The organism is candidate division TA06 bacterium (assembly GCA_016208585.1).
GTDB lineage: Bacteria > Edwardsbacteria > AC1 > AC1 > EtOH8 > UBA5202.
Genome location: JACQXR010000039.1, coordinates 62666 through 72305, shown reverse-complemented (window position 1 = coordinate 72305; position 9640 = coordinate 62666). Strand labels below are relative to the sequence as shown.

The 9640-nt window shown below is 53.5% G+C and carries 12 protein-coding genes; 7 read left to right on the top strand and 5 right to left on the bottom strand.

The features are described from left to right. Nucleotides 1-140 precede the first annotated feature (140 nt). The 5 genes from HY768_03385 to xth all read right to left on the bottom strand — a co-directional run bounded on the left by HY768_03385 (nt 141) and on the right by xth (nt 4332). Nucleotides 141-767, bottom strand: coding sequence for a hypothetical protein (locus HY768_03385; protein MBI4726262.1), 627 nt, complete (start codon nt 765-767; stop codon nt 141-143). Nucleotides 768-1023: 256 nt separating this feature from the next. After that, a complete protein-coding gene (serS, locus tag HY768_03380) occupies nt 1024-2295 on the bottom strand; it encodes a serine--tRNA ligase (protein MBI4726261.1) in 1272 nt (423 codons plus the stop codon). Nucleotides 2296-2572: 277 nt separating this feature from the next. Further along, nucleotides 2573-3145, bottom strand: coding sequence for a GAF domain-containing protein (locus tag HY768_03375; protein MBI4726260.1), 573 nt, complete (start codon nt 3143-3145; stop codon nt 2573-2575). A gap of 47 nt (nt 3146-3192) precedes the next feature. Next, the gene (locus HY768_03370) at nt 3193-3531 is read right to left on the bottom strand and encodes a PAS domain S-box protein (protein ID MBI4726259.1); all 339 of its coding nucleotides are present in this window, start codon (nt 3529-3531) and stop codon (nt 3193-3195) included. A gap of 30 nt (nt 3532-3561) precedes the next feature. Beyond that, on the bottom strand, nt 3562-4332 hold the full coding sequence (xth, locus tag HY768_03365; protein ID MBI4726258.1) for an exodeoxyribonuclease III: 771 nt from the start codon (nt 4330-4332) through the stop codon (nt 3562-3564). Nucleotides 4333-4698: 366 nt separating this feature from the next. Here xth and HY768_03360 point away from each other — a divergent pair, with 366 nt between their 5' ends. The 7 genes from HY768_03360 (at nt 4699) to HY768_03330 (ending at nt 9633) form a co-directional block, all read left to right on the top strand. Beyond that, nucleotides 4699-5064, top strand: a complete 366-nt coding sequence (locus HY768_03360) for a metalloregulator ArsR/SmtB family transcription factor (protein MBI4726257.1) — start codon at nt 4699-4701, stop codon at nt 5062-5064. Between the two features lie 4 nt (nt 5065-5068). Then, complete coding sequence (gene arsB / locus HY768_03355; protein MBI4726256.1) at nt 5069-6139, top strand: ACR3 family arsenite efflux transporter; 1071 nt, start codon at nt 5069-5071, stop codon at nt 6137-6139. A 21-nt stretch (nt 6140-6160) separates the two neighbouring features. After that, nucleotides 6161-6334, top strand: coding sequence for a hypothetical protein (locus HY768_03350; GenBank protein ID MBI4726255.1), 174 nt, complete (start codon nt 6161-6163; stop codon nt 6332-6334). 122 nt (nt 6335-6456) lie between these two features. Then, nucleotides 6457-6774 (top strand): cation-translocating P-type ATPase, encoded by a 318-nt coding sequence (locus tag HY768_03345; protein ID MBI4726254.1) that lies wholly within the window; start codon nt 6457-6459, stop codon nt 6772-6774. Nucleotides 6775-6790: 16 nt separating this feature from the next. Further along, entirely contained in the window at nt 6791-7954 is a 1164-nt protein-coding gene (locus HY768_03340) for a hypothetical protein (protein MBI4726253.1), read from the top strand. Between the two features lie 112 nt (nt 7955-8066). Next, the gene (locus HY768_03335; protein MBI4726252.1) at nt 8067-8483 is read left to right on the top strand and encodes a rhodanese-like domain-containing protein; all 417 of its coding nucleotides are present in this window, start codon (nt 8067-8069) and stop codon (nt 8481-8483) included. 13 nt (nt 8484-8496) lie between these two features. Continuing rightward, entirely contained in the window at nt 8497-9633 is a 1137-nt protein-coding gene (locus HY768_03330; GenBank protein ID MBI4726251.1) for an acetyl-CoA synthase subunit gamma, read from the top strand. The last annotated feature ends 7 nt before the right edge of the window (nt 9634-9640 follow it).

The window sequence follows — 9640 nt, the reverse complement described above, 5'->3', positions numbered from 1 at the left end:
GGCTGCCATCAAACGACGAGCCCGTTCGTTCAAGTGGGGCCAGATACGCGCAAATTGTTCTTCGAGTCGGACATTGTTTTTCATGTCCAACATTATAGCACAAAATAAACTACTTGTAAAGGTTATTTATTAACGCTTCCTTATTTAAATGGTACGCCCATGGTATCGGTTAACACAATGCTTTTTAAAATTTCTTCACCTTCTTTTATAATTAAAGAGTCCATTTCTTCCTCCATGCCACGTTCTGATATTTCGGCTACAAGGGCAACAGTATTTTTATAAATGGGGTGAATACATCTAAAACCCTGTGCGCGCGCCGCAAGTGGAACACTTGGGGTAATGGCTGGCTTATTATCAATTATCTGCTCGGTTGAATAAACACACCACTGGCCTTGACGCATACCCGGTGTTTGGGTAACATTTAGCAGTTTAAAACGCACAGTATCTTCAAATACGTGTGCCTCTTTGTCAAGACATACTAAATCCTCAAGGCTCGTGGCAGCACGTGCCATTCTTCTTAAGGAAATCTTTACAAAAGCGGTGTGAGTATTTGAGTTAAGCTTTTTCCTAAACATTGCCAAATCATCTTTCTGCTCGCTTAGTAATACAAACCATCCCGTATCCAGCGGCCTTGCCACGGTAAATCCATAAAAACTCAACCGAGACTGCATTCTTGATGCTGGTATTATAGATTGTCTGTTGCATGAAGCAATGGTGATAATTGCCAATAGAAATGACAACAGGGATGATCCGATGTTCTTTTTCATTTGTCACCTTGCGTTAGTGTTTTATAATTTCATTTAAAGCTCACTTTATCATGTCCATCCCCAGATACGGCCTTAAAACCTCATTTTTGGGCGATAGCCTGATTTATCCACCGTAGCCATTGCGAAGGAGGAAGGCTATCGCTTGATTTCATCAAGACCGCCGGTGCGGTCTGGGCTATGAGAGGCTTCGGTGAAGCCTTGATGTATAACCAGCGATATCATTCATGGTATCGCTGAGAACAAAGCTAAGGTTGTATTACTTAATCACATCCATTCCCATATACGGCCGCAGAACTTCCGGCACGGTAATGCTCCCGTCGGCGTTCTGGTAATTCTCCATCACTGCTATCATGGTCCTTGGCAATGCCAGCCCCGAGCCGTTCAAAGTGTGCACAAACTCCGGCTTGGCCTTGGGCTCCCGCCGGAATTTTATATTCGCCCGCCGGGCCTGGAAATCCCCGAAGCTGGAGCAGGAGGAGACCTCCAGCCACTCGCCGCAGCCCGGGGCCCACACCTCCACGTCGTAGGTTTTGACAGAGGAGAAGGTCAGGTCGGCGGTGCACAGCTGGACTATCCGGTAGCGCAGGCCCAGCAGCTCCGGGATGGCGCAGGCGTTTTCCACCAGCTTGTCCAGTTCCTGGTTGGACTTCTCCGGCAGGACGAACTTCACCAATTCCACCTTGTCAAACTGGTGGCCGCGTTTGATGCCCCGGACATCCTTGCCGGCCGACATCTTCTCCCGCCTAAAGCAGGCGGTGTAGGCCACGTGGTTGATGGGAAGGAGGGAGGCGTCCAATATTTCCTCCCGGTACATGTTGGTCACCGGTACCTCGGCGGTGGGGATCAGCCAGAAATCCTCCTCGGCGTCGTGATACAGGTTATCGGCGAACTTGGGCAACTGGCCAGTGCCGATCAGGCAGGCATGGTTCACCAGGTAGGGTGGATAGATCTCGCCGTAGCCGTGCTGTTTGGTGTGAATGTCCAGCATCCAGGTTATCAAGGCTCTTTGCAGTCTGGCCCCGGCGCCTTTGAGCAGATAAAACCGGCTGCCGGATACCTTGACCCCGCGTTCAAAATCTATGATGTCTAATTTCTGGCCCAGTTCCCAGTGGGGCTTAAGCTCGAAGTCGTATTTCCTTTCTTCGCCTATTACCCGATCCACCACGTTCTCCGACTCGTCCTTGCCCTCGGGGACTGACGGGTCCGGAATGTTGGGCAGAGATAGGGTGGCCTCGGACAGTTTTTCTTCTACTGCCCGCAGTTCGTCGTCCAAAAGCTTGATCTTGTCGCCCACCTGGCGCATCTCCACGATCTTTTGGTCGGACCGGGGAGACTTTTCTTTCTTTAATTTAGCGATCTCCTCGGAGACGCTGTTGCGCTGGGCCTTTAAAAGTTCCACTTCCTGAACGATGGTGCGACGTTTGGTATCTAATTCCAGAAACGGGCCCAGGTCGGCCTTTTCCCCTTTGAGGGCGATGGCTTTTTTGACCAGCTCGATGTTTTCGCGGATGAATTTGGGATCCAGCATAATGCCTCGTTTATTGGTAATTTTTGGTTTATACAGAGTAGTCGGACCTCTTCCTCGGTTCCTCTCCGCGGCGGAGAGGGATGCAGTCATGTTTTAGAGTAAGGTCTTAATCCTTAACTTAACGATATCATAAAACACAGTTAAAGTCAAAAGCAAAAATACCAAAGCAAAAATACCAAATAAAAAACGCCCAAAAGCGCCCCGAAACGCAGATGAGCGCAATGTTCTGCGCCCATTTTAAGTCCGGTCATGCCGTTTGTCCGGGGTTGAAAGAAAATTATATTCTTTTACGAATGACGATCTTGTCCATGGCATTGACCATCTGCTGGGCGGCGAACACCAGCAGTTCCTTCTCGGTCTCGCCGAAGGATATCTCCTCGGTATAGCTGTTGATCACCATCACCCCGAAGACCCGGCCGTCCTTCTTCAGCGGCACTCCCAGCCAGTTGACGAATGGGGTGTCCATCTCCTCGAACCCGCCCTGCCGCAGCATTTGGGAATAAGTCTCCTGGGTGGCGAACATGGCCTGGCCTGTTTCCAGCACCTGTCTGATCAGCCCCTTCTTCAGTTTTTGGGGGCCGGGAGCGGCCGAGAACTCGTCCACAAAATAGGTGAAGGAAAGTTGGTCAGACTCCTGGTCGTACATGGCCAGGTAAAAATTCCTGGCGTAGATCAGGCCGCCGATGATGTTGTGAAGGTCGGCGCAGAGGTTCTTCAGGTCAACCGCTACGGCGGCCTTGTCCGAGATCTTGTACAACGCGGCCATGAAGGCCTGGGCCTGCTTCTTGGCGGTCAGCTCTTCGCTGGTGGTGATGATGGCCACGGCCTGCCCCCGCTGGTTCTTGACCACGTCCGAGGTCAGCTTGGCGCTGAAGGTGGTGCCGTCCTTGCGGACGTTCAGGGCCTCGCGGGCCAGCCGCCTGATCTTCTTGGCCTGCTCGGGATCAATCGGGCTCCAACGTCCCTGGGGGGAAACATCTTCACCTCCTGGCCCAAAAGCTCCTCCACCGCATAACCATGCATCTGGGCTTCGGCCGGGTTGGAGTAGAGGATTTTTCCCTCCAGGTCGGAAATGGTCACGCCCATCGGCAGGCTGTCAACCATTTGTTCCAATGCAGCCAGCTTTTCGTAAGTACGCTTCAACTCCAGTTCCATCACCTCGCCCTCGGCCAGGCGGATGCGGAGGGCGTGAAGTTCGCTTATCATCTGCTCTTTTGATTTTTCCCGATCTTCCATAGTATCTCTCCTCTCGCAAAAAAGCGAAAATCATATTTCTAATTCCAACCCGATTGGGCAGTGGTCCGAGCCCATTACCTCCGGCAAAATGTAGGCCTTCTTGATATTCTTCCTTAAATTTTCGCTGGCATAGAAATAATCTATCCGCCAGCCCACGTTGCGGTCCCGGGCCCGGCTGATCACATCCCACCAGGTGTATTGGCCGGGCGATGGGTTGAAAATCCGCAGGGTGTCCAGGAAACCCTGCTCCAAAAACCGGTCTACCCAATCCCGCTCCTGGGGCAGGAAGCCTGAGACCTTGGAATTCTCCCTGGGCCGGGCCAGGTCTATCTCCTTATGCGCGGTATTGACATCCCCGCAGACGATGATCTTCTTGTCCTTCTTCAACAGCCTTTTCATCTCCACTAGAAAAGATTCGTAGAAATCCATCTTATATTTCAGCCGCTCCCGCGAAGCCTTGCCGTTGGGAAAGTAGATGTTGAACAGGATGAATTTCCCGTAGTCGGCCTGAAGGATCCGGCCCTCGTCGTCGAATCTGGTCACTCCGAAGGTCTGTTTAACCGATAAAGGCTTTTCTTTGGAGAACAGCGCCACCCCGCTGTAGCCGGGCCTTTGGGCCGAGGCGAAGTGAATATTGTATCCCCGGATAGATTCCATTTCCTTGACCACCTGCTCTGCCTTAGCCTTGGTCTCCTGCAGGCACAGGATGTCGGGGCTGGTTTTCCCCACCCACGGGGCGAAGCCTTTTTTGAAGACGGCCCGCAGGCCGTTGACGTTCCAGGATACCAAAGTGTATTTCATATCTGATGCCTTATTTTACTGCCACCGAAGCTTCCAGGTCCAGCGGATTGGATTTGGGTCAAAAAAACCGGCCGAGGCCAGGGCCAAGGTACTGGCTAAAACAAAGCCCCAGCGGGAAACACGCATAGTTAGGTGTCCTTATTGTTTAGTTTTAAATATACCACGTAAAAAGTCGGTCTGCAATATAAAAAATAAAATAAACCTGGGGCTTGACATTTTTGCTTTTTTGACTTATTATATTAGCATATCAAGATATACTGATATGATAAAACCGACCCCGCCCCGGATTGCTCCGTTCGCCAGGCAGGTTGTGAAACTCGCAATGACGGGCGGCACGTTTATGAGCCAAGAAAACAGGACCAACGCATGAAACAAACAGTCAAGATATTCAAGGCCCTGGGCGACCCCACCCGCCTGCGCATCGTCAAATTGCTGGAGAACGGCGAGCTGTGCGTCTGCCAGCTGACGGCCGCCCTGGACATGGGCCAGTCGCGGATCTCCCGGCACCTTTCCATCCTGAAAGAAGCCGGGCTGATCGTAGACGACCGGAAAGGCAAATGGGTCCACTACCGGCTTTGCTGCCAAAACGCTTTAAAAAACATCTGCGCGTGCCTGAACAGCCTTTCCGAAGATAAAGCGGTCAAACAGGACCGCCGGGCGGCCAGGGGAGCCAACTTGCTGGCGCAATGTTGGCCGCATACACATAAACCGAAAACCAAACGCAAGGATTAGAGCTATGTCAGAGCATCTCTCCAAACGGCTGTCATTCCTGGACCGCTATCTGACGGTCTGGATCTTCGCCGCCATGGCCCTCGGCGTATTCATCGGCTGGCTGTCCCCGGCTGCGGTGCATTCCTTCAACCTCAAGTTCAGCGTCGGAACCACCAACATCCCCATCGCCATCGGGCTGATACTGATGATGTACCCGCCTTTGGCCAAGGTCAAATACGAGGAGCTGGGCGATGTCTTCAAGAACTGGAAGGTGCTGGGGCTTTCCCTTCTCCAGAACTGGGTGGTCGGGCCCATCCTGATGTTCTTCCTGGCCGTCATCTTCCTGCCGGGTTATCCCGAATACATGGTGGGGCTGATCATGATCGGCCTGGCCCGCTGCATCGCTATGGTGATCGTCTGGAACGACCTGGCCAAGGGAGACACCGAGTATGCCGCCGGGCTGGTGGCTTTCAACAGCGTCTTTCAGGTGCTGTTTTTCTCGGTTTATGCCTTTGTCTTCATCACCAAGCTGCCGCCGCTGTTCGGACTGCAGGGCAGCGCGGTCAATATCACCATAGGGCAGATCGCCGAAAGCGTCTTCATCTACCTGGGCATACCGTTCCTGGCCGGAATCACTACCCGTTTTGCGCTGATCAAGCATAAAAGCAAGGAATGGTATCACTCTAAATTCATTCCCAAGATCAGCCCCATTACACTAATCGCCCTACTGTTTACCATCGTGGTGATGTTCAGCCTGAAGGGCGAGTACATCGTCAAGATACCAATGGACGTGGTGCGGATCGCCGTGCCGCTGCTGATATACTTCGTGGTCATGTTCCTGGTCAGCTTCTGGATGGGGAAAAAGGCCGGGGCCGGTTACGGCAAGACCACCACCCTGGCCTTTACTGCCGCCAGCAATAACTTTGAACTGGCCATTGCGGTGGCGGTGGCGGTGTTCGGCATCAACTCCGGGGCGGCCTTCGCGGCGGTAATAGGCCCGCTGGTTGAGGTGCCGGTGATGATCGGGCTGGTCAACGTGGCGCTGTGGATGAATAAAAAATATTTCGTCGATGAGCTGTCGGCGATCACCAAATAAATCATGAAAAGGGGAACGCAAATGGAAACCCCAGGCAAGAAACGGAAAAAAGAATTCATAGCTGCAATCTGGAAGTCCATGACCAAGACCGGCGGTTGCTGTGGTTCCGGCAAAAATTGCGGCTGTTCATCGCAACCGGACAAAAGTAAAAAGAAAACTGAGACGAAAGAGAAAGTGAAAAATGAGCGAGGTTGAAGGACAGGATAGCTCAAAGTATAAAGACCTGGTCGTATTGTCCATCGTTCCGGCAATTGTCGCCGCTTTGATTGCCGCCAGTTGGGCTATGGCCCACTGGGAGATTGGACCTTATTTCGTAAATGCCGCGCTGGCTATCATCACCACGTTATACGGATGTGGCTATAGAAACTGTCGATGTCACGCTGATGAGCGATGATATTTCCCGGGTGGGTGATTTTATGCGGATGTCGGGCAAGGTGCGGCGGCGAATCAAACTGAATATTTTCTTTTCCATTATATACAATGTCGTTGGATTGGCCCTGGGGGTCATAGGCCTGATGACGCCCGTTATTGCGGTTATCTTTCAGGAGGCGGGTTGTGTGACGGTTGTAGTCAGCTCAACGCTGCTGCTGTGGTCACGGATGAAACCGACAATGAACCAAACCATTGAACCTTAAATCAAGGAGCTATTCCATGAACAACATGGAATTAGAAACCAATGATTCGGTCGCGCCGCAAACCGATACGACATGCGGACCCGGGTGCGATTACGCAAAACCAGCGGGGAACTCGCGCATTAAAGTTGCCGTTACCGTTGTCGCATTGTTGGCGGTTGCCGGAATAGTTGGCTACAAGTTGCTGGGGCCAAGACAAACGGTTGCCAAGCCCGCAACGGAGGCATTTGCGCCCGCTCCGGGTGCCGCAGCCGATACCGTACTGCCTGAGAAAACAGTTCCGGCTAAACAGGCGGTGGCGTCACCGCCGGAGTATTCCAAAATAGCGCCACAAATAACGTTGCCGGGCCTGATAGTTATGAGCAAGGGCCGCGGAATTGCTGGCGTGCAGGGCGATATTACCGAGGATAAAATCCTGCAAGCCTATGTGGCTTCTTCGCGGGCCGGGCGGGTGCGGGCCTTCATCTTCAGGGTGCAACTGATGCTGCAGTGGGCTACAACGGCACTGCAATCCGCCAGCATGGGGCCGGCGGCCTTGCCGTTGTCCTTCTTTTTGGGTTTGGTGAGCGCGATAGGCAGCGCTTGCTGCACCTTGCCGGCCATGGGAATGCTGGTGGCTTATTCGGGGACACGCCAGGATGTGGATCGGCGGTCTGCGTTCACTTCGTCGGTGTGGTTCCTCATCGGCACAACGCTGGCGCTGATTGTTCTTGGGCTTGTGGCCGGACTGGTGGGCCAAGCTGCCCAGGCGTTTCTGGGACGGTATTGGAAGCTGTTCGCCGGAGTCGTGGCGATTCTAGTAGGGCTGGCAACATTGCAATTGTTTGCCTTTCGGCTGCCAGGCCTCACTCGCAAGGAAGACACGCCATCAACCTCCGGAAAAAAGATGGGCGCTGCGTTGGGCGGATTGTTTCTTGGCGGCGGCGTGGGGGCTTGTTCATTACCGTGCAATCCTGGCATTTTTATTGTCATCGGTGCCAGTTTGCTGATGGGCCGCATTCTGTGGGGCATGGCGCTGATGACAGCGTTTGCTGTAGGATTCAGCCTGCCACTCAGCGCCATCCTGTTCGGCGTTTCTTTCGGGAAGGCTTCGATCAAAGCACAAAAGGTGGATTCAGCTATACGAACCGTCGCCGGCATTTTGCTGATTTGTGCGGGGTTCTATCTGTTGGTAACGTTTTAAGTTATTTTAAATTCAAACACCAAGGCACTATTTTCGTTATTTGTTAATCGTAAATCGTTAATCGTTAATGGTGTGTCTTGGTGTCCCTTCGATTCAACTCAGGACATGCTTTGTGGTAAAGGATAATCATTTTAAGAACAAAGGCCTGCGGATTGCCGGGATGGTGCATCTCTCCGGGGCGGAGGCGCTGGCCGAGGCCCGGGCCGGTGCGCTGTTCATAGACCTGCGGGCGGTAATCGAGACCGATTACAAGAAATTCGACGTGCCGGAAGTGCTTTATATCCCAGCCCCGGAACTAAAAAGCCGCCTGGCCGAGCTGTCCCGGGACCGGCCGCTGATCATCGCCGATTCGGTGGGCTTGCGCAGCAAGGAGGCGGTAAGATATCTGATGGAACAGGGCTATGCCAACGCGGCCAATCTCAACGGCGGGATACTGGACTGGGAGCACGATGGCCTGCCCTTGAAGATCGACGATAGCAAGAAGCTCTCCGGTTCCTGCACCTGCCGGCTAAAGCCGCAGGGGAAGTGATAAAGGATCAATTATGACAGACTGTTCCTGCAACGCCGGGCAAACCGTCCAGCAAACCGAAAACTGCTGCTGCGGCCCGGCCACCAAAACTGGAATCATATACAAACCGGTTAGATCGCTTGGTCAGATAGACTCGCCGGCCGGCGGCATCCAACGTGTCGCAACGGAATGGGATCTTTCCGACCATCTCGGCCAGGCGCTGGTCCGGCTTGGGTACCACCGCATGTCATACGCTGTCCGCCCTGGACTTTACGCGGTAGGCCAGCCAACAGCCGATTCCCCGGTATTCGTCTCGGCCAATTACAAACTATCGTTCGATATTTTAAGGCGCGCACTTCCCGGGGTTGACGGCTGGCTTCTGGTGTTGGATACCAAGGGCGTCAACGTCTGGTGCGCGGCCGGCAAGGGCACCTTCGGCACCGCAGAGTTGATCCGCCTGGTCAGGGAATCGGAACTGGCGCAAGTGGTCCGCCACCGCCAGCTGATCGTGCCGCAGCTGGGCGCGTCTGGTATTTCGGCATACGTGGTGGAAAAACAGACGGGGTTTACAGTCACCTACGGCCCGGTGCGGGCGCAGGACATAGCTGCATTCATGAAGAACGGACGCTCGGCCGGTCCCGGCATGCGCACGGTTCGGTTTGACTTGGCCGACCGTTTGGCAGTATCGCTACTGGAACTGTCGCAAGCCTGGCCCAAGTGGTTTTGGATTTCCATTATCCTGTGGCTGCTGTTTTCGTTCGGTCCGGACGGTTTCCAATTGTCCCATGGCTGGCAGCGGGCGGGCTTCGTGATCGTTGGATTGTGGGCCTCGATACTGGCCGGATCCGTGCTGACGGCCGCGCTGTTGCCGGTTCTTCCCGGCCGGATGTTCTCGCTAAAAGGGGCGGTGGCCGGGCTGCTGTCGGGCATATCGCTGGCATCGGCCTCAAATTATTTTCACTGGTTTCCAGTGTTTCCCATCCCGGCAGTATCGCTGATCCTGCTGATGACGACCATCTCGGCGTACCTGGCCATGAACTTTACCGGCGCATCAACCTTTACCTCGCTGTCGGGGGTAAAGAAAGAAATCAAGCAATCCATGCCCTGGATCATCGGAGGAATAGTTTTGGCGGCAGTTATGCAAATACTATGCCTGTTTAAGCTAATATAAGGAGACG

Excerpts from the sequence above, each read along its gene's own strand:
- HY768_03345 (MBI4726254.1), top strand. The coding sequence starts at position 6,457 with ATGCCGCGCTGGCTATCATCACCACGTTATACGGATGTGGCTATAGAA.
- arsB (MBI4726256.1), top strand. The coding sequence starts at position 5,069 with ATGTCAGAGCATCTCTCCAAACGGCTGTCATTCCTGGACCGCTATCTG.
- HY768_03370 (MBI4726259.1), bottom strand. The coding sequence starts at position 3,531 with ATGGAAGATCGGGAAAAATCAAAAGAGCAGATGATAAGCGAACTTCAC.
- HY768_03340 (MBI4726253.1), top strand. The coding sequence starts at position 6,791 with ATGAACAACATGGAATTAGAAACCAATGATTCGGTCGCGCCGCAAACC.
- xth (MBI4726258.1), bottom strand. The coding sequence starts at position 4,332 with ATGAAATACACTTTGGTATCCTGGAACGTCAACGGCCTGCGGGCCGTC.
- HY768_03330 (MBI4726251.1), top strand. The coding sequence starts at position 8,497 with ATGACAGACTGTTCCTGCAACGCCGGGCAAACCGTCCAGCAAACCGAA.
- HY768_03350 (MBI4726255.1), top strand. The coding sequence starts at position 6,161 with ATGGAAACCCCAGGCAAGAAACGGAAAAAAGAATTCATAGCTGCAATC.
- HY768_03385 (MBI4726262.1), bottom strand. The coding sequence starts at position 767 with ATGAAAAAGAACATCGGATCATCCCTGTTGTCATTTCTATTGGCAATT.
- serS (MBI4726261.1), bottom strand. The coding sequence starts at position 2,295 with ATGCTGGATCCCAAATTCATCCGCGAAAACATCGAGCTGGTCAAAAAA.
- HY768_03360 (MBI4726257.1), top strand. The coding sequence starts at position 4,699 with ATGAAACAAACAGTCAAGATATTCAAGGCCCTGGGCGACCCCACCCGC.